The organism is Streptomyces sp. NPDC026515 (genome assembly GCF_055567595.1).
In genome coordinates this window covers 1-24007 of the sequence record NZ_JBVHQD010000021.1, presented here as the reverse complement: position 1 = coordinate 24007, position 24007 = coordinate 1, and the positions used below count along the sequence as shown (strand labels likewise).

The 24007-nt window shown below is 70.5% G+C and carries 22 protein-coding genes and 3 pseudogenes; 14 read left to right on the top strand and 11 right to left on the bottom strand.

Going from position 1 to position 24007, the window contains the following annotated elements; all coding sequences use genetic code 11:
* The first annotated feature begins 224 nt into the window (after positions 1-224).
* The 3 genes from ACZ4O3_RS34720 to ACZ4O3_RS34710 all read left to right on the top strand — a co-directional run bounded on the left by ACZ4O3_RS34720 (position 225) and on the right by ACZ4O3_RS34710 (position 3883).
* A complete protein-coding gene (locus ACZ4O3_RS34720) occupies positions 225-1127 on the top strand; it encodes an alpha/beta fold hydrolase (RefSeq protein WP_467726136.1) in 903 nt (300 codons plus the stop codon).
* Between the two features lie 225 nt (positions 1128-1352).
* The gene (locus ACZ4O3_RS34715; protein WP_467726135.1) at positions 1353-2129 is read left to right on the top strand and encodes an alpha/beta fold hydrolase; all 777 of its coding nucleotides are present in this window, start codon (positions 1353-1355) and stop codon (positions 2127-2129) included.
* A 545-nt stretch (positions 2130-2674) separates the two neighbouring features.
* Positions 2675-3883 carry a glycosyltransferase gene (locus ACZ4O3_RS34710; protein ID WP_467726134.1) on the top strand — a complete coding sequence of 403 codons (1209 nt, stop codon included), beginning with the start codon at positions 2675-2677 and terminating at the stop codon, positions 3881-3883.
* Positions 3884-4056: 173 nt separating this feature from the next.
* On the opposite strand, the gene ACZ4O3_RS34705 is transcribed toward ACZ4O3_RS34710, so the two are convergent.
* Together ACZ4O3_RS34705 and ACZ4O3_RS34700 are read right to left on the bottom strand one after the other, a co-directional pair.
* Complete coding sequence (locus tag ACZ4O3_RS34705; RefSeq protein ID WP_362718585.1) at positions 4057-4515, bottom strand: MarR family winged helix-turn-helix transcriptional regulator; 459 nt, start codon at positions 4513-4515, stop codon at positions 4057-4059.
* 145 nt (positions 4516-4660) lie between these two features.
* A complete protein-coding gene (locus ACZ4O3_RS34700) occupies positions 4661-5206 on the bottom strand; it encodes a hypothetical protein (RefSeq protein WP_362718582.1) in 546 nt (181 codons plus the stop codon).
* A 429-nt stretch (positions 5207-5635) separates the two neighbouring features.
* Here ACZ4O3_RS34700 and ACZ4O3_RS34695 point away from each other — a divergent pair, with 429 nt between their 5' ends.
* The 3 genes and pseudogenes from ACZ4O3_RS34695 (at position 5636) to ACZ4O3_RS34685 (ending at position 7480) form a co-directional block, all read left to right on the top strand.
* Positions 5636-6034 (top strand): 6-pyruvoyl trahydropterin synthase family protein, encoded by a 399-nt coding sequence (locus tag ACZ4O3_RS34695; protein ID WP_362718579.1) that lies wholly within the window; start codon positions 5636-5638, stop codon positions 6032-6034.
* Positions 6035-6204: 170 nt separating this feature from the next.
* Positions 6205-6726: a sigma-70 family RNA polymerase sigma factor gene (locus tag ACZ4O3_RS34690; RefSeq protein ID WP_362718576.1), complete on the top strand. Its 522-nt coding sequence runs from the start codon at positions 6205-6207 to the stop codon at positions 6724-6726.
* 40 nt (positions 6727-6766) lie between these two features.
* Positions 6767-7480 (top strand): annotated as a pseudogene (locus tag ACZ4O3_RS34685) (transposase family protein).
* Positions 7481-7537: 57 nt separating this feature from the next.
* Here ACZ4O3_RS34685 and ACZ4O3_RS34680 read toward each other — a convergent pair.
* The 3 genes from ACZ4O3_RS34680 to ACZ4O3_RS34670 all read right to left on the bottom strand — a co-directional run bounded on the left by ACZ4O3_RS34680 (position 7538) and on the right by ACZ4O3_RS34670 (position 11809).
* Positions 7538-9655 carry an AfsR/SARP family transcriptional regulator gene (locus ACZ4O3_RS34680; protein ID WP_467726133.1) on the bottom strand — a complete coding sequence of 706 codons (2118 nt, stop codon included), beginning with the start codon at positions 9653-9655 and terminating at the stop codon, positions 7538-7540.
* 363 nt (positions 9656-10018) lie between these two features.
* A complete protein-coding gene (locus tag ACZ4O3_RS34675) occupies positions 10019-10822 on the bottom strand; it encodes an MBL fold metallo-hydrolase (RefSeq protein WP_362722130.1) in 804 nt (267 codons plus the stop codon).
* Between the two features lie 114 nt (positions 10823-10936).
* Positions 10937-11809 carry a LysR family transcriptional regulator gene (locus tag ACZ4O3_RS34670; protein WP_467726131.1) on the bottom strand — a complete coding sequence of 291 codons (873 nt, stop codon included), beginning with the start codon at positions 11807-11809 and terminating at the stop codon, positions 10937-10939.
* Between the two features lie 173 nt (positions 11810-11982).
* Here ACZ4O3_RS34670 and ACZ4O3_RS34665 point away from each other — a divergent pair.
* Together ACZ4O3_RS34665 and ACZ4O3_RS34660 are read left to right on the top strand one after the other, a co-directional pair.
* A pseudogene (locus ACZ4O3_RS34665) lies at positions 11983-12684 on the top strand (nitronate monooxygenase).
* A gap of 58 nt (positions 12685-12742) precedes the next feature.
* Positions 12743-13012, top strand: a complete 270-nt coding sequence (locus ACZ4O3_RS34660) for a nitronate monooxygenase (protein ID WP_362722127.1) — start codon at positions 12743-12745, stop codon at positions 13010-13012.
* A gap of 20 nt (positions 13013-13032) precedes the next feature.
* Here the strand turns inward: ACZ4O3_RS34660 and ACZ4O3_RS34655 are convergent, their stop codons facing one another.
* Together ACZ4O3_RS34655 and ACZ4O3_RS34650 are read right to left on the bottom strand one after the other, a co-directional pair.
* Entirely contained in the window at positions 13033-13746 is a 714-nt protein-coding gene (locus ACZ4O3_RS34655; RefSeq protein ID WP_467726129.1) for an SDR family NAD(P)-dependent oxidoreductase, read from the bottom strand.
* A 134-nt stretch (positions 13747-13880) separates the two neighbouring features.
* Positions 13881-14792: a 2-hydroxyacid dehydrogenase gene (locus ACZ4O3_RS34650; RefSeq protein WP_467726127.1), complete on the bottom strand. Its 912-nt coding sequence runs from the start codon at positions 14790-14792 to the stop codon at positions 13881-13883.
* 451 nt (positions 14793-15243) lie between these two features.
* Between ACZ4O3_RS34650 and wrbA the strand changes: the two genes are divergently transcribed.
* The 3 genes from wrbA to ACZ4O3_RS34635 all read left to right on the top strand — a co-directional run bounded on the left by wrbA (position 15244) and on the right by ACZ4O3_RS34635 (position 17432).
* On the top strand, positions 15244-15855 hold the full coding sequence (wrbA, locus tag ACZ4O3_RS34645) for an NAD(P)H:quinone oxidoreductase (RefSeq protein WP_467726125.1): 612 nt from the start codon (positions 15244-15246) through the stop codon (positions 15853-15855).
* 88 nt (positions 15856-15943) lie between these two features.
* Entirely contained in the window at positions 15944-16237 is a 294-nt protein-coding gene (locus tag ACZ4O3_RS34640; protein ID WP_467726123.1) for a muconolactone Delta-isomerase family protein, read from the top strand.
* 349 nt (positions 16238-16586) lie between these two features.
* Positions 16587-17432, top strand: coding sequence for a prephenate dehydratase (locus ACZ4O3_RS34635; protein WP_467726122.1), 846 nt, complete (start codon positions 16587-16589; stop codon positions 17430-17432).
* A 44-nt stretch (positions 17433-17476) separates the two neighbouring features.
* Here ACZ4O3_RS34635 and ACZ4O3_RS34630 read toward each other — a convergent pair whose 3' ends face one another.
* The gene (locus tag ACZ4O3_RS34630; RefSeq protein WP_362715064.1) at positions 17477-18094 is read right to left on the bottom strand and encodes a TetR/AcrR family transcriptional regulator; all 618 of its coding nucleotides are present in this window, start codon (positions 18092-18094) and stop codon (positions 17477-17479) included.
* Between the two features lie 343 nt (positions 18095-18437).
* Between ACZ4O3_RS34630 and ACZ4O3_RS34625 the strand changes: the two genes are divergently transcribed.
* Together ACZ4O3_RS34625 and ACZ4O3_RS34620 are read left to right on the top strand one after the other, a co-directional pair.
* On the top strand, positions 18438-19268 hold the full coding sequence (locus ACZ4O3_RS34625; protein WP_467726252.1) for a Bax inhibitor-1/YccA family membrane protein: 831 nt from the start codon (positions 18438-18440) through the stop codon (positions 19266-19268).
* A 75-nt stretch (positions 19269-19343) separates the two neighbouring features.
* Positions 19344-19988, top strand: coding sequence for a DsbA family oxidoreductase (locus ACZ4O3_RS34620; protein ID WP_362715058.1), 645 nt, complete (start codon positions 19344-19346; stop codon positions 19986-19988).
* Positions 19989-20006: 18 nt separating this feature from the next.
* Here ACZ4O3_RS34620 and ACZ4O3_RS34615 read toward each other — a convergent pair whose 3' ends face one another.
* From ACZ4O3_RS34615 to ACZ4O3_RS34605, 3 genes are all read right to left on the bottom strand, one after another.
* The gene (locus tag ACZ4O3_RS34615) at positions 20007-20267 is read right to left on the bottom strand and encodes a hypothetical protein (RefSeq protein ID WP_467726120.1); all 261 of its coding nucleotides are present in this window, start codon (positions 20265-20267) and stop codon (positions 20007-20009) included.
* Complete coding sequence (locus ACZ4O3_RS34610) at positions 20233-21183, bottom strand: flavin monoamine oxidase family protein (RefSeq protein WP_467726118.1); 951 nt, start codon at positions 21181-21183, stop codon at positions 20233-20235. Before ACZ4O3_RS34610 ends, ACZ4O3_RS34615 begins: the two co-directional genes overlap by 35 nt.
* A 204-nt stretch (positions 21184-21387) precedes the next feature.
* Entirely contained in the window at positions 21388-22395 is a 1008-nt protein-coding gene (locus ACZ4O3_RS34605) for an AMP-binding protein (protein ID WP_467726117.1), read from the bottom strand.
* A gap of 346 nt (positions 22396-22741) precedes the next feature.
* Here ACZ4O3_RS34605 and ACZ4O3_RS34600 point away from each other — a divergent pair.
* Positions 22742-23990: pseudogene (locus ACZ4O3_RS34600) on the top strand (IS256 family transposase).
* The last annotated feature ends 17 nt before the right edge of the window (positions 23991-24007 follow it).

Sequence of the window (24007 nt, the reverse complement as noted above, 5' to 3'; positions counted from 1 at the left end):
CGCGGAGTTCGGTCATGAGGCGGGTCCGCCGTGGACTGGCCCGGACCCGGTTCGGTCCGGCCTTCCCCCGCGCTGTCCGGCCAGGAAATTACAACACAGGAAGATTGACTGTGCAATTAAAGCGAGATGGATATGTGGATGTTCCCGGGTGACCGTCCGTCACTCGCACACATCTGCCCGGACCCGCCGGGCCGCGGACCGTGCGGGGCGCATAGGATCCGGCCATGCCTGAGCACCCGTCGTTCCCGCTGCCGCCGCAGGTCCGCGTCCTACGTCTGAAGACCCGGCGGGGTGAATTCGCCGCACTGCGGACCGAACCGGCCGACGGGCCGTACCGCGGCACCGTCCTGCTGCTGCCGGGATACACCGGCAGCAAGGAGGAGTTCGCGCCGCTCCTCGCGCACCTCACGGCGGCGGGCTACCGCGCGGTCGCAGTCGACGCCCGGGGACAGTACGAGACCGACGGTCCGGACGACGAGGAGGCCTACCGGCAGGACGCGTTGAGCATGGACGTACTGGCCCAGGCGGAGACGCTCGACGGACCGGTGCACCTGGTGGGGCACTCCATGGGCGGTCACCTCGCCAGGGCGGCGGCGCTGGCGGACGCCCGGCCCTTCGCGTCCCTCACGCTGCTGTCCTCCGGACCGGCACAGGTGGGTGAGGAGCGGCAGGCGCAGCTGAAGCTGCTGCTCGGCGCACTCGAGACGATGACGTTGGCCCAGGTGTGGGAGGCGATGCAGAAGCTCCGGCCGGTCGCGGCTCCGCCCGCGGAGGCCGAGCGGCTTCGGGCGCGTTGGCTGCGCACACATGTCTCACACCTGCGAGTGGTGGGACGGCAGCTGCTGGTCGAAGCGGACCGGACGGCGGAACTGGCGGCCCTCACGTCGCTGCCCAAACACGTCATCTACGGCGACGCGGACGACACCTGGACCGCGTGGCAGTTGGAGGACATGGCCAGCCGGCTGCGAGCCCACCGTACGGTGATGGCCGGCACCGGACATTCGCCGAACCTCCAGCGTCCTGCCGAGACGGCCGATGCCCTGATCGGGTTCTGGTCGGGCGTGAGCCGGGACGGCGGGGACGCAGGCACAGCTCCGCACCAGGACGAGCGCGCCGCCGGAGCGTGACCGGACGGCCGGTCGGGACCCGGAACGAGTGCGGCGCGGTGGAACAACTGTCCGAGCAGCACGGGTACGGAAGGGCCGTGCCGCCGTCACGGAGGATGCGGTTTGCCGACGCCCGGCCGGGGCGGCGTGCGGGCATGGCGTGATTCACAGCCCCGTGAACGAACCTTTCACCCCCCGGACATCCGTGTCGCTGGCAGAGGCACCACTTCACGACACGGAGCTTTCATGCGAACCCCAGTGGCCCCACCGGATCCTCCGTCAGCCGTCATCGGTCCGCTCGCCCCGGGCGCGCACTCCTTCCGGCTGGGCGGCATCACGCAGCGCTATCACGTGCACGGAACCGGACCGGTGTGCGTCGCCCATCCCGGCGGGCCCGGCCTGTTCTGGGACTACCTGCGGGTCCCGGCGCTGGAAGAGCACCTGACCATGGTCTACGTCGAGCCCATCGGCACCGGCGGATCGGGATGCCTCCCCTCGCATCCGCACGGCTACACCCGCGAGCGCTACAGCCGGTTCCTGCAAGTCCTCATCAACCGTCTGTCCGCGGGGAAGGTCCATCTTCTCGGGCACGCCGAGGGAGCACTGGTGGCCGCCCACCACGCGCTGCACCGGCCGGAGCGACTGGCGGGCGTCATCCTCTACGAAGGAGCGCCGCGGCCCGGTCCCGCACAGGGCCTCCCGGACGGTGGGCGGCGGGCCGCGTACATCTCGGGGCTGGACGAGGACCTGCGCCCGATGCTCACCGGTGTCCCACCGGGGCTGGCGGCGGTGAGGCTGCCGACGCTGGTCGTCACAGGACGGGACACGTCCGGCTCCGCGTACCGCCGGGCACGGGAGCTGCACGAGGCCGTCCCCGGATCGCGGCTGCGGACCGCCGGGTCCGAAACGGCACACATCGAGGAACCGGGCGCCTTCAGCCGTATGGTGCACGACTTCGTCCTCGAGACGACCGCCCACGTCGTCAGGGCCGACCGCTTCCGGCCGGGAGCCGGAAGGATGTGAACCTTTCGGGTTCCTCGGCGCGTGTGGTGAGTGCGGGCATGCGCAGGCTCACGAGCCTGCGCATCCCTGGCGCGGTGCATGCTCGTCGTTCACCGCGTCGCAGGCACGGCTGTGGTCGGCGCGAGGTCTCTCCGCGCGGGTTCCATCGCGAAGTGCGGGTCCGCCGGGAAGACGGTCCGCACCGTATGGGCCCGAGGCCGTGCGAAGGATCCGCTTGCCGGTCGTGGGGGCCGACAGGCGGGACCCGGGGGCCCGGGCAGGGAGTGCCGGGCCCCCGGGTGTGTTCGTGCCCCGGTCGCCGTGCCCACGGGCTCCCCGCTCAATGGAACCGGCTTTCGAACCAAGGGATTCATTTCCTCTATAGTTGTAGGTGCAATTAAATTGGGTCAGCCTGATACTGATGCTGCCTTCCGGGTCGTCGTCGGCAGCGGTTGGCCGGGTTCCGCAGATCGGCCGTTGGCCGGAGCGGCTTGTCGTGACGCCGAGTCAGGAAGCTTTCCGCCGTGCGCGTTCTCTTCTTCAGCAATCCTGTCCGCCGACGGCTCATGCCCCTGTTGCCCCTGGCGCGCGCCCTGCGCCGCCAGGGGCACAAGGTCGCCTTCGCGACCGCGGCAGAGGCTCTGCCCTGGCTGCGGCCGGAGGGTTTCGAGGTGCTGGCCTGCGGCCCGGACACCGACCAGCTCACCGCCGAAGCCGCTCGCCGCGCCGGGCTGGACATCCTGTTCACCTCGGACCGGGACCTGACCGCAGAGCTGTTCGCCGGCGTGCGGGTGGACCTCATGGCGGACGCGGCACTGGAGGCAGCGCAGTCGTGGGCGCCGAGTCTGATCGTCTGTGAGCACTACGATCTGGTCGGCCCGTTGGTCGCGGGCGCTGTGGACGTGCCGTGTGCGGTGGCGGTGACCACACCCGCTCCGGAGGAGGATCAGCTCGCCGCTCTCGCGGCGACCGTGCGCTCCCGTTATACCGACCGTGGTCTTCGGCCCCCCTCCCGCGTGCCGTCCGGCCGCTGGCTGCTGGACCTGTGCCCTCCGAGTGTGCAGCGCCAAGGGTGGCGGCCCGCTGCCGACCGGATCGAACTGAGGGCGGGAGCGGCCCCGCGTCGGGGTGAGGGTTCACGGACGCGCCGGCCTGCCGGCACCGGCAGACCACGGGTACTGGTCGACCTCGGGACGGAAGCCGAGACGTCGGTCGAACTCGGGCCTGTGCTGCGGTCGTTGACCGCGCTGGACGTCGACCTGGTGGTGGCCGCGGGGGATCGGCAGGTCGAGCACCTCGAGTGGGCGCAGGACCGGGTGCGGGTGCATGTCGGGCCTCCGGCCGCCGACGACTGGGAGGCCGTGCGCGCGGTCCTTCATCACGGTGCCCCGGAGATCACCCTCGCCGCCGTGGTTCGTGGCCTTCCCGCCGTGGTCGTCGCCCAGTCGCCCGCACACCGGGAGCAGGCGGAGTGCATCGCCGCCGCCGGGGCGGGTATCGCCCTGCCGGCTTCCGCCGGAGACCCCGCACTGATCAGTGAATCCGTCGGCCGGCTGCTGTCCGAGCCCGGGTTCACCGCTGCCGCTGCCCAGATCCGCGACGACATCGTTGTCATGCCGACGGCGCCGGAAGTGGCCGGACGGCTCGTCGCATGGGTGTCCGCGGAGAGCGGCGCGGACAACGCGTCAGACGGTGAGATCGCCCCTGAGGGGCGCGCTCGGGAGCACCGTGGGCGTGTCGGCGGGCACGCGGGGTCTCGGCGGCGGATCGGCTAGGGCGTGTCGCGAAAGTCCCGTCTGCGGTGCGACGCCATGCACGCACTCTCGCCGCACCGGGTGAAAGCCCGAGTACATCCCGTACGAGGACTTCCGCCCGGCACGCCGGGAGCACGCACCTGACGCCGCACGGCCCGCCCTTCGGGCGAACGACGGGACTTTCGCAACACGCCTTAGGAGCTGGGAGCTATACGTTCCAGCACCTTGGCGGCGGCGGCGACGTCGCACCCCTCCAGACGTGAGAACACGTGGCGGCGGACGCTCGCGAGATTGGTGGGCCATGCCTGCTTCAGCTGCGCCCAGCCCGCGCTGGTGAGGACGGTGAGCCACGCCCTTCCGTCGTCCGGTGCCTTCTGCCGGACCACCAGCGACTGCGATTCGAGGCGGGTCACGACCCTGGTCATGCCGCTCAGGGAGAGTCCGCACAGATTGGCGAGCTCGCTCATGCGCATCTGGTTGTGCGGCACCTCGGAGAGGTGCATCAGAACGGTGTACTCGGTGCTGGTGATCGAGTGTTCCTCCAGCATGTCCGCGTCGACGACCCGGGGCAGGAAGGTCATCACCCTGCCGAGAGCCCGCAGGAAGGCTTCCTCATCGGGGTCGAGGGGATTGATCGTCGCCGCGTCTGCCATGGCCACAGTGTAAATGCCTGGCCGCTGTCGTCCGTCCGGTCTCTGGCTATTTCTCCGCGTCCAACAGAGAAAAGAATAAGCGACCGGTCTACTTTTAGTTGCGCGGAAAATTAAAGATGATTGTCCGTGCGGAACACGGCGGAGGCTATGTACCGGAGGGGCCGCTCTCTTCGGGCTGGATGAGGGTGTACATCACCGAGCGCCGCTGCCGGTGTCGCCGGACCCGGCCCTTGGCCACCAGCGACTCGAGCGTGTTCCGTACGACCTGGGGTGTCGGCGTCCGGTCGGGGTGCTTGTGCAGGAGCTCTTCTCGCAGCTCCCGGGCCAGGCAGGGCTCGTCGTGGCTGCCGAGCAGTTCGATCAGGAGATCTCCGAGCAGGGGCTGGTGCGACTTCCCCTTCGGACCGGACGCTGTGCCCGTGACCCGGCTCCTGACGGGGGCTGCGCCGGACGAACGCCGCTGCTTGCGTGGCGCGGTCCGGTTCTGTGCCCGCTCGGGCAGGCGCGACGCGTCCGACAGGTTCTCGTAGCGTTCGGCGAGCGTCAGAATGTCCACCAGCAGGGCCTCTTCCTGCTGAAGCCTCGCGATCTCCTCGGTCAGTTCCCGCTGCCGTTGGCGATTTTCCTCAAGATCCGACGCGGCCTGTTCCACATACCGCGATCGGAGCGTGCCGGCTGACTGGGTGGTCACTACCGTTCACTCCCTCTCATCAATGACGCTGCGCATGCTATCCAGATCGGTGCGGATGTGCGCGGCCTCCGACCTGACAGCCGGCTGATACGGCAGCACATGTGCAGGGGAGAGGTGTGAGCAGCGGGACACGCGGCGACGGTCACCCGGTCCCGCACCGGACCGGAGTCGTCCCCCGTGGGTACCTCTCTGCGCCGTCCGCGCCGGAGGGTATGCTCCTTGCCCTCCGCCGGTGTTGCTCGTCAGACCGGCGGGGCCGTGTCGGTCCGCTGCGCGGATCATGACTCACATGTGTTTCCGCCCGGCGTCCGTCGTGACGCGTGCGCCTGGGCCCCGGAGCGCGCCCGCGCACGTATCCGACCGGACCCGCCGCCGCGCGCCCCGTACAGCGCGCGGCGGTTTCCACAGCGCAGACAGGGGAGAGATCCAGTGTTCAGCATCACCGTCCGTGATCACATGATGATCGCGCACAGCTTCCAGGGCGAGGTCTTCGGGCCCGCTCAGCGACTGCACGGGGCGACGTTCCTCGTGGACGCGACGTTCCGCCGCAGTGAGCTGGACGACGACAACATCGTCGTCGACATGGGTCTGGCCGGCACCGAACTCCGGTCGGTGATCGATGACCTCAACTACCGCAATCTCGACGACAAGGAAGAGTTCAAGGGGGTCAACACCTCCACGGAGTACCTGGCGGCACTGATCGCCGACCGTCTGGTGGACCGGATCCACCAGGGTGCGCTCGGGAAGAACGCGCTCGGCATCTCGCAGGTCGCGGTCACCCTGCACGAGTCGCACGTCGCCTGGGCCAGCTTCGAACGCTCTGTGTGACGTGCGCTCGGTGTGACGTGGTGCCGTCCCCGAGGGGGCTTCCGCGTCACGTCGGCGTCACAAGAGCGGCAGTTTTCGGGAACTCCTGTCCGTCTACAGTGCGCGGGCCGAGGTTGCATCTCGCCTCGTACCACCGTGGATGACAGAGAACCAGGACGGCTCGGAGAACGATGGCTACGCCCCCCACGACAACAACCTGTTCGGATCTTCTCGGCGTCATCATGAGGGAGCATCGGGACGGGTTGGTCGCGTATGCGGAGAGGATGCTGGGGGATCACGGGCTCGCCGAGGACATCGTGCAGGAGACGATCATCCGGGCATGGCGGAACATGGACCGCCTGCTCGGGATGGAGGGTTCGGTGAAGGGCTGGCTCTTCACCGTCACCCGTCACCTGGTGGTCGACTGGGTACGCAAACCGCACCGGCGCAAGGAGGTTGTGGGAGGCACGTACCACGATCCGCCTTCGGGGACCGAGCACACGGAGGCGGTGCACCACATCATGGTGGCCAAGCCCACGCTGAACAGGTTGTCGCCGGAGCACCGGGCGGTTCTCGTCCATCTCTACCTCTGTGACCGCACGATCAAGGAGACGGCCGACATCCTCGGCATACCGGCGGGCACGGTGAAGTCACGTCAGCACAACGCACTGCGCAAGCTCCGTGGCACGTTCCCCGCCGAGGCGCTCGCCTAGAGAGTGATGCACAAGGCTCTGAGCTGGGCATCTTCGTTACATGGCTGGGGTGTCAAGGGCTGAGTGGCTGAGGGTGGAGACGTTCACCGGGCTGCGGGTGGCACCGTTCGCGGGTTTGTTGAAGGTGGTGCGGGAGCGGGGTGGCAACGGCACGCTGCGGAGCCGGCCGTGATCGCTGCCGTCGGCCGAGCGGGTGCTGATGGTCACGGTGTACCACCGCACGAATCTCACGATGCGGCGGCTGGGCCCTCCGCCCGCACTCGAACCCATGGGCCGTCCTTCGGATGCCGCGGACCGGTTGTGGATCGGGGCTGGCACGCCGGTCGCGGTGCGGGACCGCAGTGTGGCGGCCTGCGGCCGCAACTGCCGTTTCTCGGCGAACGGGCAGGTCATCGTGGACTCCGATATCCGGCTGGTGATCGCGGCCCCCCGTCCGGTGCCGGGCACGAGCGCGGACACCCGTGCCTGGCGGCCGTCCGGGCCGGGCCGGCACCGCGAGAGCGTGACCGTGCGGGCGACGGTGCCTACCTCAACTGCGGAATGGCGGTGCCACACGCAAACGCCCAGGGCCGCCCCTGCCGAGGCCCGGGAGGACGACGATGCCGAGCACCGCAGAGTCCGTCCCCGGGTGGAACACGTCATCGGCCGCCTGAGGAACAACACGGTCCTCCGTGACTGCCGCCGGCGGGGCGACGCTCTCCATCACGCGGTCCAGGCCCTCGCCCGCATGCACAACCTGGCCCTCGCCTCATGACCCACGGAGCACACCACCTGCTCTGACCTGCCCGCACTCAGCCTTGTGCAACACCCTTCAGTCGCCGTGCGGTTGCGGGGACATCTCCAGTGCCGACGTCAGCTGCTGCCGGAGCGTCTCGCCGTACAAGTCGTGCCGCCGGTCCTGGGCCAGGACCGGCAGCAGGTTCCGCTCGGCGGTGATCCACGCGAGGGCGTCGGCGCGTCCGCTGAACTCCTGCGGACGGACCCCCGGGCGCGGCGGCGGCAGGATCACCTCACTGAGGTGCGGGGCGAGCAGTGAGGTGGCGGCCTCGGCGCTGTAGAGATAGTGCTCGAACATCCTGGCGCGTGCCGCGGACCGCACGCCCGGAGGATCCAGTTGGGCGGTCGCTTCCGCGGCGTACGTGCGCAGCAGACGGTGGCAGGTGTAACGGCCGGGGACCGGCTCGGCGATCAGGTGGTGGTCGGCCAGCTCGGTCAGGTACTCCAGCGCCGTGGGCAGGGGAACCCCGGCGAGGCTGGCGGCCGCACTGGGCGTGATGTCGCGCGAGGGATGCAGACCCAGCAGCCGGAAGAGCGCCGACGCGCCGGCACCCAACGCCTCACAGGTACGCTGGAACGCGCTGCGGACGTCGGTCCGGGTGTCCTGGCCCGACAGGGCGACCAGGCCGTCCCGGAGTTGGGCCGCGAGCGAGGCGAGGGGAAAGCCCGGCCGGGACAAGGCCCGTGCACCGACCACGGCCAGCGCCAGCGGCAGGCCTCCGCACAGACCGACGATCTCCTCGGCGGCGGCGCGTTCGGCCCTGACCCGGTCCGCGCCCAGCCGGCGTGCGAGGAGTTGGATGCCCTCCTGCGCGGTCATCGGGTTCAGCGTGATGACCTGGGCGTTGTGGGTGACGGCCAGTCCTTCGAGCCGGCGGCGGCTGGTGACGACGGTCAGAGATCCGGGGACCGCGGGCAACAGCGGGCGTACCTGCTCGCAGTCCCGTGCGTCGTCCAGGACGATGAGCAGCCGTCGCCCGGCCAGGGCAGCGCGGTAGGCGAGTTGGAGTGCGGCGGAGTCGGCCGCCGCGTCGCGGGCGACACCCAGCGCGTCGAGCACCACCCCCATCACGTCGTCGGCGTCGAGGGCCGGCCGCGTGGGGTGGTGTCCTTGCAGGTCCACGTAGACCTGCCCGTCGGGGAATCGCGGAGCCGCCTGGTGAGCCCAGTGCAGCGCCTGTGTCGTCTTTCCGACGCCCGCCATGCCGGACAGGGCGATCGTCGTCGGCGCATGGCCGGCGTCACCCGACCGCAGTTCGCGGTACCGGACCAGTGTGTCCTGACGGTCGACGAAAGGTACGGCGTCGGGCGGCAGATGACCAGCCTGCGCCGGATTGCCGTCCGCGCGGTCGGTCCCCACGGCCGGCTCGTCCGCGAGCCGGGAGAGCCGCTGCCGCAGCAGGAGCTGCCGTGCGGCGTCGAGGTCGGGGCCCGGTGCCACGCCGAGTTCGTCGGCCAGGCGGCCGCGGACGGTCTCGTACTGGTGCAGGGCTTCGGCTTGACGGCCGGTGGCGGCGAGCGCGGTGATGATCCGGGCGTGCAGGGCCTCGTCGAAGGGGTGGTGGTCCACGGCGCCGCGCAGGGCCGTCAGCACCTGTTCGGCGAGCTCGGGTACGGAGGCGAGGACGAGGTCCGCGGCTTCCTTGACGGCCGCCACGAATTCGTGGCCGACGGAGGCGAAGACCGGGTGCCGGGCGACGGCGGTGCCGTCCGCGACCACGGGGCTGCGCCACAGGGCCAGTGCCGTGAGGAAGTCCTGGGCCGCGCGTGTCGTGTCCCCCTGCTCGGCCGCGACCTGGGCCCTGGTCCGCAGGTCGCGGAAGCGCAGCAGGTCGCAGGTCGACGCGTCGACCAGGAGACGGTACCCGTCGGCGGCACGGGTCAGGTGTTCCGCCTCGGCCCGGCTGCGCAGTCCCGGTTCGAGGATCCTGCGCAGCGCGCCGATGTGCCGGTGTACGACGTTTGCGGCGCTGGCGGGCGGCTCGTCGTCCCACAGCACGTCCGTGGCCCGGCTCACCGAGACGGGCCCTGGTGAGCGCAGCAGCAGGAGGGCGAGCAGAGCCAGCCGTTTCGGCGGACCCAGATCGAGTTCGCTGTCCCCCCGCAGTGCGCGCACGGTGCCGAGGATGGAGTAGTGCACTGTCGCGTCCATGGTGCCGTTCCCGTTCCTCACGTGTCACCGCGCTGTCTTCCGGGGGAGTGCCGCCGCCCGGACGAGGGCTCCCGACGTCTTCGGCGGCGGCGGTTCGACGGGGCGTGGGACGCCGGCCGATGCGGGCCTTCGTCGACGCTGAGGGACGCGTCGAGGTGGGACCGGGAGGCTGACGACTGGTGCGGGGTCTGGTCGATCATCCACTGGCTTCTCGCGTGCGATGACGGCGACGAGTCCGATCGTGCCGCCTGGTGACGCAGAGCAGAATAATTGCCGCGTCAAGTAAGCTGTCGAGCTGGTTCGCCTGTCGAGACGGCGCCCGGCGGCACGCCGCTCGGGACGCGGCCGGGGGCGCGGTCCGACTCACGGGCGCAGGCAGACCCAGGAGCCGTGCGGCGCGACCCGCAGGATCGACGACAGTCCTGCTTCGTCGAAGGCCAGCCGTACTTCGTCGAGTCCCTCGGAGAAGTGCGTCCAACCGTCGTAGTGCGCGGGCACGACGATCCCGGCGCCCAGGACGGCGGCGGCCGCAGCCACCCGCCGGCTGTCCATGGACAACGGCCGCCCGCCGAACTTCGCCGGGACCCGGGCCGCTCCGGCGTGCAGCAGCGCGACGCCGATGTCCGGCACCCGGCGGGACACCTCGGCCACCGTGCGGACGGACGCGTTGTCCCCGCTGACGTACACGGTGGGCAGCCCCTCTCCGGACAGCACGAACCCGGTGACCTCGCAGTTGACGTTGCCGTCGGCGTCGCGCTCCCCGTCCTCGGGACCGTGGACCGCGGGGACCGCGAGAACGGTCAGTTCGCCGCCCTCCGGCCGCGGCACCCGGTGACAGCTCCACGGGGGCAGGCCGACCGCCCGCTCGCCGAGACGGCCCGCGGCGAGGGGGCCGGTGACCACCAGCGGCGCGGCCTCGGCGAACGTCCGTCCGCGCGCGTCGAGGTTGTCGGGATGCTGGTCGTGGCTGACCAGCACCACGTCGACCGGACCCAGCGCGCTCTCCTCGGCGGCAGGCCCGGCCGTCTTCGTCAGGTAGCCGTGCGGACCGGGCCGGTCGAAGGTCGGATCGCTGACGATCCGCAGTCCGCCCAGATCGATCACGGCCGTGGGACCGCCCAGTACGGTGACCGCGCATTCCTGGCGGGACAGCTCCGTGCTCGTCATTGCCACTCTCACAAACGTATGCCGACGGTGCGGACACCACCACGCTAGTCACCATCGTGGTCCGCGAGAAATGTCCGTGGTACGTCGTCCATGCCCGCCCGGCATCGTCGCAGTTCACCCGCTGGTCGGAGCGGTAGCGGAGCTGAGCGCGGCCACGGCTGCCTCGACGAACCGCCGGATGAGCTTCTGCGGTCCGTCCGGCAGGTGCGCGAGCCCGACCGGGACCGGCGGGGCGTTGGTGAGGTCGATGAAGCACAGAGCCGGGTGCGGGGTGCGCCGTCGCGCCACGTCGGGGACGATGCCGATACCCCGGTCGGCCGCGACGGTCTCCACCCACTCGTCGTAGTTCGTGGTGGTGATGACTCTCGTCGGTCGCTGCGCCTCCGGCCAGGACCAGGGGCCGGTGGTGCCGCTCACCGCGTTGACGACCAGGGGCCACTGCCGGACTTCGGACCAGTCGAGCCGGCCGCGTTCGGCCAGAGGGCACCGCCGGGCGCACACGGCGATCCGCGCCTCGTCGCAGAGATGAACGGTCCGCACCGGCCGGGAGGCGGCAAGGTCGCCGCGGATCACGGCGATGTCGACGGTCCGTCGATGCAGGGCCTGTACCGGATCGTCGGTGCGCAGCAGGGTGACCGAGACACCGGTGGCGGCCTGGAAGGCGTCCACGGCATCCTGTGCCCATGGAGCCGGCAGCAGCCAGCTGAAGCCGAGCCGGAGCGTGACCATCCGGCGGGCGGCGGCCAGGGCCTGGTCGACGGTGGCCAGGACACGGTCCGCGTGCAGCAGGAACTCCCCGCCGGCGTCGGTCACTTCCACCTGCCGTGAGGAGCGGTCGAGCAGGCGGACGTTCAGTACGGCCTCCAGCTGGGCGATGGTGCGGCTGAGGGCGGGCTGGGTGATGGACAGCTGCACGGCGGCCTTGGAGAAGGAGTGGAGACGTGCCACAGCGGTGAAGGCCCGCAGGTGTCGCAGTTCGACCTCCATGGGCGTCAACACCTCTCGGCATGTCGATGCCTGCCGTGCATGGGCCCAGCCTATTCGGCATTTCCCGGGCCCACCCGCCTTGGCCGGCGTGACACCTGTGCCGGGTGCGCGGTACGGGTGCGGCGCCGGTACGGCACGCGCCGTTCCCGGCCCGAGCGGAGGAGGAACCCGGTATGAGCCGACTGCTGTCCGACGCGGGAGTCCGGCTGCCCGTGCCGGCCGCGCCGATGGCGGGCGGGGCCAGCACGACCGCCCTGGCCGCCGCTGCGGCCCGGGTGGGCAGCCTGGGATTTCTGGCAGGCGGGTACAGGACCGCGGAGTCGCTGGGCGGTCAGATGGACGCGCTGCGCATGCGGAACGTGCCCTTCGGGGTCAATCTGTTCGCGGGTGACCCGATGCCCGTCTCGGACGCGGACCATCGCCGCTACGCGCACACGCTGCAGCCCGAGGCCGACCGGTACGGACTGAGGCTGAACCACGGCACGCCGGTCGCGGACGACGACGGCCGGGCGGACAAGATCGATCTGGTCATGGGCAGCGATGTCGCGTAGGTGTCCTTCACCTTCGGCATCCCCGGCCAGGCGGTCGTCAGGGCCCTGCGGCGTTCCGGTACGACGGTCCTGCAGAACGTCACCTCGCCGGCCGAGGCACGTCAGGCAGCGGAGGCCGGGGTCGATGCGCTGGTCGTGCAGGCGTCCGCGGCCGGCGGACACTCGGCCACGCTCAGTCCGCACCGACCGCCGGACCCGGTCCCGCTGACGGACCTGGTGGCGAGAGTGCGGCGGACCACCGCGCTGCCGCTCGTCGCGGCCGGAGCATCGCCACCTCCGCAGACGCGGCGGCCGAGCTGCGTGCCGGGGCCGGCGCCACCATGATCGGCACCCTGTTGCCGCGCACGGAGGAGAGCGGCGCGTCGCCGCGCACCAGCAGGCCCTGGCGGATCCGGCGTTCGCCACCACCGTCCTGACGCGCGCCTTCACCGGCCGGCCGGCCCGGGCCCCGCGCAACCATTTCACGGACCGTTACGACCTTCTGGCGCCGGCCGGCTATCCGGCCGTGCACCACCTCACCGCCCCGTTGCGCAAGGCCGCCGCCGAAGCGGGGGACACGCGGCTGATCCACCTGTGGGCGGGCAGAGGGCACCACGAGGCGAAGCAGGAGGGTGCTGCCCGGACACTGGAGCGGATCGCGGCGCGGCTCTGAACCGCGCCGCGGGCACGGCGTCAGTGGCCGGCGCTCTGGCCGCCGTCCACGTGAAGGATCTCACCGGTGACGAAGGGCGCGTTCTCCAGATAGACGACCGCCTCGACGACATCGCTCACCTCGCCCACCCTGCCTACCGGGTGCAGGCCGGCGAGTGTCTCGTGGTCGTCCTCTCCGTGCATCGGAGTCCTGATGACCCCCAGTGCGACCGCGTTGCTGCGGATGCCGCGGGACGCGTACTCGATGGCCAGGCCCTTGGTGGCGGACTGCAGGCCGCCCTTCGTCAGCGAGGCCAGCACCGAGGGGACGGCGGAGTTGGCGTGGTCCACCAGGCTGGTGGTGACCTGCACGAGGTGGCCGCCGCCCTGTGCGAGCATCCGCTCGACGGCGAGTTGGGTGATGCGGAAGAAGCCGCCGAGGTTCACGCCGGTGACGGCCTCGTAGTCGGCCCGGGTGTACTCGTGGAAGGGCTTGGCCACGAAGATCCCGGCGTTGTTGACCAGGGTGTCGATGCGGCCGAAGCGCTCGACCGCGAGGCTCGTCACGTGCTCCGCGGTCGCAGCGTCGGAGATGTCGCCCTGGACGGTGAGGACGTCGGGATCCTGCGAGGCCGCGATGGTGCGGGAGGTGGCGACGACGGCGTACCCGAGCTTGCGGTAGCCGGCGACCAGACCGGCGCCGATGCCCTGGGACGCACCGGTGACCACCGCGACCTTCTTGGCTGGTGTGTTCATGATGGATCTCCGGAAGGGACTCGAGTGCGGCGTTCGCGCCGATGGCCCGGAACCTCAAAGTAGAGCGAATCCGTTCGGCGGGCCTCCCGGCGGGGGAGCGGCTTCCGGCCCAGGGGGGCTGACCGGCAGGCCGCTCACCCCGGGACGGGGACCGTCAGGACCTCGTTCCGCAGCTCCTGCCCATGAGCGAAGCGGTGCAACTGGGCGGAGAGCAGTTGCTTGACGTGCGGCAGCATGGCCGAGGTGAAGGCGCCCGCGTGCGGGCTGATGAGGACGCCCGGTGCGGTCCACAGCGGATGGCCCGGGGGCAGCGGTTCGGGGTCGGTCACGTCCAGGGCCGCGCGCAGCCGTCCCCGTTCCACTTCCGCGAGCAGCGCCCTGGTGTCCACCACGGCGCCGCGCGCCACGTTGACCAGCAGGGCGCCGTCCTTCATCGACGCCAGGAAGCCGGCACCCGCCAGATGCCGCGTCCCCGCGTTCAGCGGCACCGAGAGGATCACCACGTCGGCCGACGGCAGCAGCCTGGCCAGGGCGGAGGGGGAGTGGACCGCACCCAGCGGGGCCCATCGCGGCCTGCTGGCCACCCGCTTCACCTCGCAGCCGAAAGGACGCAGACGTTCGTCGATGGCCGTGCCGATCGAGCCGTAGCCGACGATGAGGACCGTGGCGCCGGACAGCGAGGGACGGATTCCCTCCGGCCAACGGCCCACGGCCTGGTTGCGGACGAAGTCGGGGACCCCGCGCAGCGCCGCCAGTGTCAGGGTGAGCGCCATCTCCGCGGTGCCGGCGTCATGGATGCCGCGGGCGTTGCACAGCGTGACCTCCGGGCTGAGGTGCGGCAGCAGGTAGTCCACGCCGGCGCTGAGCGCCTGGACCACCCGAAGGCCCGTCATCTGTGCCAGAGGGCGCACGATCACGCCGGTGTCCTTGGTCAGCGGCGGCGCGTAGAAGTCGACGCGGGCCGGGTCCGTGGGATAGGCGCCGTGACCGTCCCACTGGACACAGGTCAGGTCTGCCGGCAGGTCACCGATCTCCTCGGCGGGCACCGGAAGCCATGCGAGCCTCCGCGCGCCTCCGTCGCGTTGCACGGCGGAGGGACTCAAGGGCGTGACTCGACTCACGGTTGTCTTCACTCCTGGGAAGCTGGGTGTCTGGCGGACGTGTCGCAGCACGCCCGCATCGTCCGTGCGGCGGACGGGGGTCTGCGTTCCGTACGTGGGTGCGCAGTGCCGCGCTCGCGTGTGCCCGCTCGCCGGCTCCGCGCCAGCGCCGTCCTTAGGTCACACGTACGGGCTCCCTGTCACGGCACACGTATGACGGCGTGTGACATCTCACAGCTGCCCGCGACTCCCCGCCCTGATCAGGACCGACTCCGATCGGACGTTTGACACGGTCCGACCCGCGACCTAATTTAGACGACCGGTCGTCTAGTAGCGATCGAACAGACCCTCTCTCCCCCTGTGGGAACAAACCCCTCCCCGTGAACGGAGCACCCCCGTGTCCACTCCCGTCAAGCTCGCGGTCATCCACTACTCGTCGACCGGCACGATCACGGAGATCGCCAAGGAACTCCGCGACGCCAGCGTGAAGGCCGGCGCCGAGGTCCGACTGCTCAAGGTGGCGGAACTGGCGCCGCGGGCGGCGATCGAGTCCAACCCGGCCTGGGTCGCCCACCACGCGGCGATCGCGGACCTTCCGGAGGCCACCGCCGAGGACGTCGCCTGGGCCGACGCCGTGCTGTTCGGCACGCCGACCCGGTTCGGCAACGTCTCCGCGCAGCTCAAGCAGTTCATCGACACCCTGGGCGGACTGTGGGCCGCGGGCCGGCTCGTGGACAAGGTCTACAGCGGCTTCGTCTCCAGCGCGACGGCGCACGCCGGCCAGGAGGCGACCCTGCTCTCGCTGTACACCTCCATCCACCACTTCGGCGGCGTCACCGTCACCCCCGGCTTCACCGACCCGCACAAGTTCGTGGACGGCAACCCCTACGGCACCTCCCACGTGGACGGCCAGGGCGCCAATCCGGTGGACGACGTGACCCGCACCGCCGCCGCCATCCAGGCCGAGCGGGTCGTCCGCATCGCGAAGGCCCTGAAGGCCGCCGCCTGAGCGACGGCCGGGCCCGGCCGGGCCCGGCCGAGGTTTCCGGGGGAGAGGGCACGGCCTTCGTCCGCGGAATGATCCGAAAGAGAGAACCGTGAGGGAATTCCTGGTCGAGCTGACGACAGTCGTACCGGAGGGTACCGATCCCGCGGAGGTGGACCGGATCCGTGCCGCCGAGGCGGTGCGGGCGCGGGAACTGGCCTCCCGAGGCCATCTGTTGCGGCTGTGGCGTCCGGTGGGAGAGCTGCGCAGCATCGGTGTGTGGTGCGCGGACGACGAGAGGGAACTGCGCGAGAAGGTGCTCGGCAGTCTGCCTCTGTGGCCGTGGATGACAGCGGTGGTCACCCCCCTGCAGCAGCACCCCAACGACCCGGGCCCGGCACGCTGAGCTGCCGGCGTCGGGCCGGCCGTTCCGGTCGCCCCGACGGTGGTACTCCCCAGGCCTCCCGCCGCACATGTGGCTGCACCCACGATGGGTGTCGCCGTGTCGCCGGGTCGCCGTGTCGGCGGACGACGGTGAGGCCCGCCCGGTAGTCTCCGTGGCGCGGCTGGTGCTCCGCCCTGATCTGGTGTGTTCGCGCGTGCCACGTACCGCCACCGGCCGCGTCCGACCCTTGAGACGAGCACACCCGGGTCCGCTCCGCCGGGAAGGCATCGCCCATACTGCAGTTCATGAGGTTCGCCGGGCAGCCCACGGCGTACGCCTGCGACATTCATACGCGGAAGGCTCAGACACGGTGACGACCGTCGCTTACCAGGGTGAACCCGGGTCCAACTCCTCGACCGTGGCGCGCCGGTTGTATCCGGCGGGCCGGGAGCTGCCCTTCACCGGTTTCGAACAGGCTCTCGAGGCCGTCACCCTGGACGCCGCCGACGTCGCGGTGATCCCCGTGGACAACTCCGCGGCCGGACGGGTCGCGGACGTCCACCATCTCCTCCCCGAGTCGGGGCTGTTCATCGTCGCCGAGTACTTCCTGGCGATCCGGTTCGACTTGATGGGGGTGCCCGGCACCACACCCGATCAGGTGGAGTTCGTCCGCAGCCACGTGCATGCGCTCGGGCAGTGCCGGAAGGTGCTGCGGGAGGGCGGCTGGCGCACCCTGGTGTGCGACGACACGGCCGGGGCGGCCCGCGAGGTGGCGGAGCTGAACGACCCCCGGCACGCGGCTCTCGCCCCGCCATCCGCCGCGGAGCTGTTCGGCCTCGATGTGCTCCGGTCCGGAGTGGAGGACGACCCCGACAACACGACCCGGTTCGTCGTGCTCTCCCGGGAGGCCGCACCGCTGCCGCTCACGGCGGAACCGACGATGACGAGCCTGTTCTTCAACGTGCGCAACATCCCCAGCGCGCTGTACAAGGCACTCGGCGGATTCGCCAGCGGTGCCGTCAACCTCACCAAGATCGAGAGCTACCAGATCGGCGCCGGGCTGAACGCCAGCCGGTTCTACGCCGAGATCGAAGGACACCCCGACGAGCCCCGGGTCGAACTCGCCCTCCAGGAACTGCGCTTCTTCTCGGACGAAGTACGCATCCTCGGGGTGTACCCCGCGCACGCCCACCGGTTGAGCGAACGCCAGGGCTGACGGGCGAGGCCGGACGTCCCGAAGCATGGGTGCGTCAGGTCAGGTCAGGACTGTGCCTGCAAGTGCTGGTCCCGCACGCCGAGCAGGGCGCTGCAGCTGGGCCAGAGAGTGCTGAGCTGGGCCGGGTCGTTGTGCAGCTTGGCGAACAGCACCTGGCCCTCGACCTGCGCAACCATGGCACGGGCGACGCCGCCCGGGTCGGGCGCGGTCACCTCGCCCCGCTGCTGTGCCTCGGTGACGACCGCGGTGACCAGGCCCACCTGCGTCTCGAAGATGTTCTGCAGGCGCCGGCGCACGGTGTCGACCTGGGTGCTCATCTCCAGGGAGAGGTTTCCGAACATGCATCCCAGGACCCAGCCGCAGCCTTCCTGGCCGGCCTGCTGGCGTGTCTGCATGCCTTCGAACAACCGCCGCAGCCGCTGCAGGGGCTCGGCGTCGTCGTTCAGGACGGCTTCCCATTCGAGCCGTTCCGCAGCCCACTGCTCGTCGATCACGGCGAGGGCGAGCGTTTCCTTGGACTCGAAGAAGTAGTAGAAGCTGCCCTTCGGGACGCCTGCCGCCTTGCAGATCTCGGCCACGCCGAGAGCCGAGTAACCACGCTGCTCGATCAGCGTCCGAGCCGCGGTGAGGATCTTGTTCTTGGCGTCGCTCGTCCGTCCCATGTCAAAAGTATACGACCGACTGACTAGTGGCCTCGAGCCCTCGCATCGCGCTCACCGAGGCCTGGCGCGAGCGGGGCGCGACCGGGACCGGAGTGACCGCCGGCATCTGAAGTGAACCCCGGGGACGGCCGCACACGTCTCCTCTGCGACGGTGCCGCACCTCCCGCGTCGTCCCCGGGCCACTCGGGGCAGGGGAGGATCGGTCCGCTGCCGGGAGCGGCTTCGAACCGGCCGTTCGTCATCGTGCCCGAGCCGGGAAACGGATCCGCCGAGGTGCCGGACGTGGGGTTCCACCGTCGGAAGGTCCGCGTTGAACAGCACCAACCCAGTGCTCTTGAGCCGTGTGTTCGAGCGCCAGGGAGGCCGCAAGACGGCGGCCGGGCCCCAGCAGGCCGAGGCCGTCGTCGTACGGCACGGGATCTGCGGCCGCCAGGACGGCGGCTGCGGTGCTCGGCCGGGATCGGTGCCCTTGCCGGAACTCGCCGCCGACCTGATGACCCTGAACGGCGTCGTCGCGCGCACCGGCGCGGCGTTCGCGCTGACGGCTCTCATGGCCGTGCTGTCCTGGACGGTGCCACCTGTTCCGCCCACGAGCCTGGGCCGGTCCTATGGCATCGCGGGCGGCGCGGGCTCGGTCGTAAGCCTCCTGGTCCTGGTCCAGTGCCGCAGAGCCGTCCCGTCGCGTGCCCTGACCCTGACGCATGCGGTGGCCCTGGGCGTTCTTCTCGGAGTGCTGTCCAACACGGTGTCGGCGCACGCCTCCACCGGTGTGTTCGTCCAGTTCGTCCTGGGCACGATGACCGCGTTCGCCGGTGTGCTGCTGGCCTACGCGCTGCGGTGGATACGGGTGGCCCGGCGGCGGTACGGCTTCCTCTGCGCGGCAGCCATGGCGCTGCTGCTGCTGACGGTGGCCGACGTGCTGCTCTCCCCGTCCCTGGGTGCCGACGGGCTGGGATTCCACAACGTGGCCGGAGGTGTCCTCGCCGGGGTCTCGGGCGTCGCGGTGGCGGTGCCTTCGCTCGCACTGCATTTCGGCCGGATCGAGGACGGGCTCAACCGCGGAGCCCCCCGGCGGCAGGCGTGGGCGGCGGCCCTGGGCCTGACGCTGACGCTGGCGTGGCTCTACGTGGAGACCGTGCTGGTGATCTCCTTCGCTCCGGCGCGCGAGCTCTGACCGGCGGCCATCTTGGTAGACGTCCGGTCGTCTATCATGTTTCACCAGTCGTCCGTCCGATGAAAGAGGTTGCACATGCGCGTGGAGATCTGGGCCGACATCGCGTGCCCCTGGTGTTACGTCGCCAAGGCTCGCTTCGACGAAGGCCTCGCGGCCTTCCCCCACCGGGAGCAGGTGGAGGTCGTCCACCGGTCGTTCGAACTGAATCCCCGGGCGGAGAACGGCAGCGTGCCGGTCATCGACGCGGTCGCGGCACAGTACGGGCGCACCCGTGAGCAGCAGGTCGAGAGGGAGCAGCAGGCCGCGGCCATGGCACACGCGGTGGGCCTCGGTTTCCGGATCGGCGGGCGTGTCTTCGGGAACACCTTCGACCTGCACCGGCTCATACATTTCGCCAAGTCCAAGGGCCTGCAGGCCGAGTTGCTGGATCTCGCCTTCAAGGCGAACTTCGCGGAAGAGCGCTCGGTGTACGACCGGCGGACGCAGCTCGGTCTCGCCGTGGAGGCCGGCCTGGACGAGGAAGAGGCGCGCGCGGTGCTCGACGATCCGGCCGCGTTCGCCGAGGACGTCCGGGCCGACGAGCGGGCGGCGGCCGACCTGGGCGTCACCGGGGTGCCCTTCTTCGTGCTGAACCGGCGGTACGGCGTGAACGGTGCGCAGTCGTCGGAGACGTTCACCCGGGCGCTCGAACAGGCCTGGCAGGACCGAGCAGCCGCATAGGGCTCCGGTACGGCCCTCTCACCGGCCGGCCGTCCCCCGGCCGCGGTCGGCCGCCCCCGGCGACAGGCTGACCGCGGCAGCCACCAGGACGAGGAAGGCGGCCGTCAGGAGGCTGGTCCGCAGTCCCTCGTAGAAGCTGCTCGCGTGCGGCACTTGTGACCACGACACCGACTGGATGGCCACCGGCTCCGTTGCGGCCGGCACCCCGGGATGGAGCGCCGCGACCCGGTCGAGGATGACGCGGTTACGGCTCGCCTCGTCCATGGGCGTCCAGCTCACGGGCATTGTCCTTGAGGCAGTACGCCGTGAAGGTCCCGCCCGCCTCGTGCCACGCTGCGTTCGGATACCAGAGCCGGTCGATCGGTGCGCACGGGTACGACGTGCCGCCGAAGGTCCCCAGATCGCGCTCCCACCACCGCTGGTCGTAGGTGAGGAACGCCTTCACCGCGGGCCGGGGGTCGGGGAGGCGCAGTGCCTCACTGATGTCGTCCGGGAAATCCTCGGCCACGCCGGCAAGCTGTTGCGGCGGGAGCGCCAGGACGACGTGGTCGTACGTCTCCTGCCGCTCGCCCTCCGGCGTCGCGAAGCCGAGCCGGACCCGGCCGTCGGTGGCGACGATCGAGGTCAGCCGGTGGTGAAGGTGCCGCTGCGCTGCGGGCACCCGGTCGACCAGGCGCGAGACGAGGAGGTCACTGCCTGCGACGATCCGGAACAGGGTGGTCGACTTGAGTGTCGCCAGGTCCGCCAGAAGGGCCCGGGCAGGGGCGCCGTCCAGGAGGAGCGACGCCTCCACAGGCTCCCCGCCGGACGCGGGTGGTGCCGTCGGATCGCCCACGTCGCTCAGAGAATCCAGTGCGCGCCGGGTGCGGTGTGGCGCCTGATCGGCGGCCGAGTCTGCGAGGAGGTGCGGGAACGCCTCCACCAGGTCCGGACGCAGGGCCGCGCGGCGCACCTCCTGCCACCAGTCCCGTTGACGCAGCACGCGGGACCGGTCGCCTTCGCCCACGTGGATGAGGGCGTCGTCGTTGCGGGTGACCAAGGGGGCGATCGGTACGTCCAGCAGGCGCAGGTACTCCATGGTGACCATGTGGGGGTGGATGCGGGTGGCTCCAGCCTCTACGAGCTGGCCGCCCGTCAAGGTGATCCTCCGGGACGGGTCCCCAGGTAGCGGGTCGCCGTTGCGCAGGGTCGGCACACGTCCCCCGAAGTGTCCGGAAGCCTCGAAGAGGACCCATTCCGGCCAGTATGCAGGCAGCGATGAGCCCGGTGAGGCCTCCGCCAACGACCCCGACCCCCTTGTGCTGCAGGAGCTGGGCGCCGTCCGCTGCGGCGACGTCGGCGGGGAGGATCCAGTCCGGGCGCGAAGTCCGGTCGAGCTTTCCGATGGTCTGCTGAGTAGTCATCGGTCCGCCGTCCTCGTGTCCGGCCCGGTGTCATGCGGGGACGTGGACGCACCCGCGCGCAGTAGGAGCCGGTCCACCTTCCCTGCGGTGGTGAGCGGGATCTCGTCCACCCTGCGCAGTTGCTGGGGGACGGCGTACGACGGCAGCATGCGGCGCAGGTACTTTCGTAGCTCGCGCACCGAGACGCTCTCGTCCGCGACGTACGCGGCGGCCAGTCGCGGGGAGCTTTCGTCGGAGCCCGCAACCGTGAAGGCGGCGCACTGCCGCACGGTGGGATAGCTCTCGACCGCCGCCTCGATCTCGTTCAGCTCCAGGCGGTAGCCGTTGACCTTCACCTGGTGGTCGATCCGGCCCGCGACGTGCACCGTGCCGTCCGGTGCGACGTAACCCCGGCCCCCGGTGCGGTAGGCGCGGCCGCGCCCGGGCAGTTCGACGAACCGGCCCTTGTCGTCGGCAGGTCGCACGTAGCCGGCCGCAAGTCCGCGCCCGGTAAGGACGAGCTCGCCCGGGTGCTGCGCACTGGCTCCGGGGGCGAGTACCTCGGTGCCGCCGATGGGCAGGCCGACCGAGTCGAGGTTATGCGGGGCCAGGGTGTGGAAGGTGCACCAAATGGTGGCCTCGGTCGGACCGTAGAAGTTGCGCACGGTCCGGAAGCGGTCGACCAGCCGCTGCGCGAGCGGCAGGTCCAGCGCTTCGCCCCCGCACCACATCTCCAGCTCGGCCGGGAGAGCGAGACCGCACGCTTCGATCAGCTTGAAGAAGCTCGGCGTCCCTTGCAGGTGCCTCGCCCCGTGCCGGATCACGAAGTCGGCGAAACCTCGCGCGTCGCTCTTCAACGATGGCGGACACACGATCGTCCCGCCGACCAGGAGCGGCATCAGCGGCTCGATCAGCGAGATGTCGAAGGAGATGGAGGTGTTGAGGACGAACTTGACGCTCCGGACGCCAGCGAGGGCGGGAGCCAGCGACACGAGCCTCTCCTCGAGCAGGGCTTCCTCGACCATCACCCCCCTTGGGCACGCCCGTTGAGCCGGACGTGAAGATCACGTAGCCCAGTCCCGCGTGGGGCGCGGCCGTGCCCGTGAGGGAGATGGTGGCGACGCTGAGTTGGGCGTGCCAGTGCTTGGCACTGTAGGAGGCCGGGTGGACCCAGTCGGGTTCACGTCCATGTCCAGGGTGATGCGGAAGTCGTCGCGAATGTACGCTGGGTTCGAGAATGGGGCCCTGGCGAGCAATGCTCAGAACCTGTGGATCGGTGCCGGGAGGAACGCGGAGGGCGTACCTTCCCGATGATCCTTTGATGGTCTCCGAGTAGGCCCGCGTTGCAGCGCGGATCGGGAAGGCACGCCCGTGCTCAGCGTAGTCACCGACGACGGCTCCACCCAGTCCGGCTCCCTGATCGACGAGATCGTCCGCGAGGGCGCCCGCCGGATGCTCGCCGCCGCCCTGGAAGCAGAAGTCAACCAGTACATAATCGAGTTGGCCGCCGAGACAGATGATGCGGGCCGCCGCTTGGTCGTCCGCAACGGCCACCACCGGCCCCGGACTGTAGTCACGGCGGCCGGGCCAGTCGAGGTGAAGGCTCCGCGGGTGAACGACCGCCGCGTCGACGCGCCACCGGCGAGCGCAAACGGTTCTCCTCGAAGATCCTCGCGCCGTGGTGCCGCAAGTCCCCGAAGATCTCCGAGGTCCTGCCGCTTCTCTACCTGCACGGCCTGTCCTCCGGGGACTTCGTGCCCGCTCTGGAGCAGTTCCTCGGCAGCACCGCCGGTCTGTCCCCGGCCACTGTCACCCGGCTGACCAAGCAGTGGAGCGACGACCATTCCGCCTTCCAGGCCCGGGACCTGTCCGACCGCGACTAGGTCTACGTCTGGGCCGACGGCGTGCACCCCAAGGTCCGACTCGGGCAGACCCACTCGTGCGTACTGGTCCTGCTCGGCGTCCGACTGGCACCAAGGAGCTCATCGCGCTCGCCGAGGGCCTGCGGGAGTCCACCGAGTCGTGGGCCGACCTGCTGCGCGACTGCCGCCGTCGCGGCATGCGGGAGTCCGAGTTGGTCGTCGGGGACGGCGCCATGGGCCTGTGGCGGGCGCTCGCCGAGGTGTTTCCGGCCGCCAAGCCGCAGAGGTGCCGGGTTCGCAAAACCCGCAACGTCACCAACTGCCTGCCCAAGTCCGCCCAGCCCGGCGCGGTGAAGGCGATGCAGGAGATCTACAACGCCGAGTCCCGCACCCACGCCGAGAAGGCGATCGAGGCGTTCACGAAGACCTACGGAGCCAAGTTCCCCAAGGCCGTCGCGAAGATCACCGATGACCGGGACGAACTGCTCGCGTTCTACGACTTCCCGGCCGAACACTGGATCCACCTGCGGACCACCAACCCCATCGAGTCGACGTTCTCCACCGTCAAGCTCCGCACCAAGGTCGCCCGGGGAGCCGGCAGCCCGGCGGCCGCGCTCGCGATGGTGTTCAAGCTGGTCGAGTCCGCCCAGGCGCGATGGCGCACGATCACCGGAGCCCACCTGGTGCCCCTGGTCCGCGCCGGCGCGCGCTTCGAGAACGGCGTCCTGGTCGAGCGAGAGGAGACCGAAGCGGCATGAGTTCAGGTGGCGCTCCT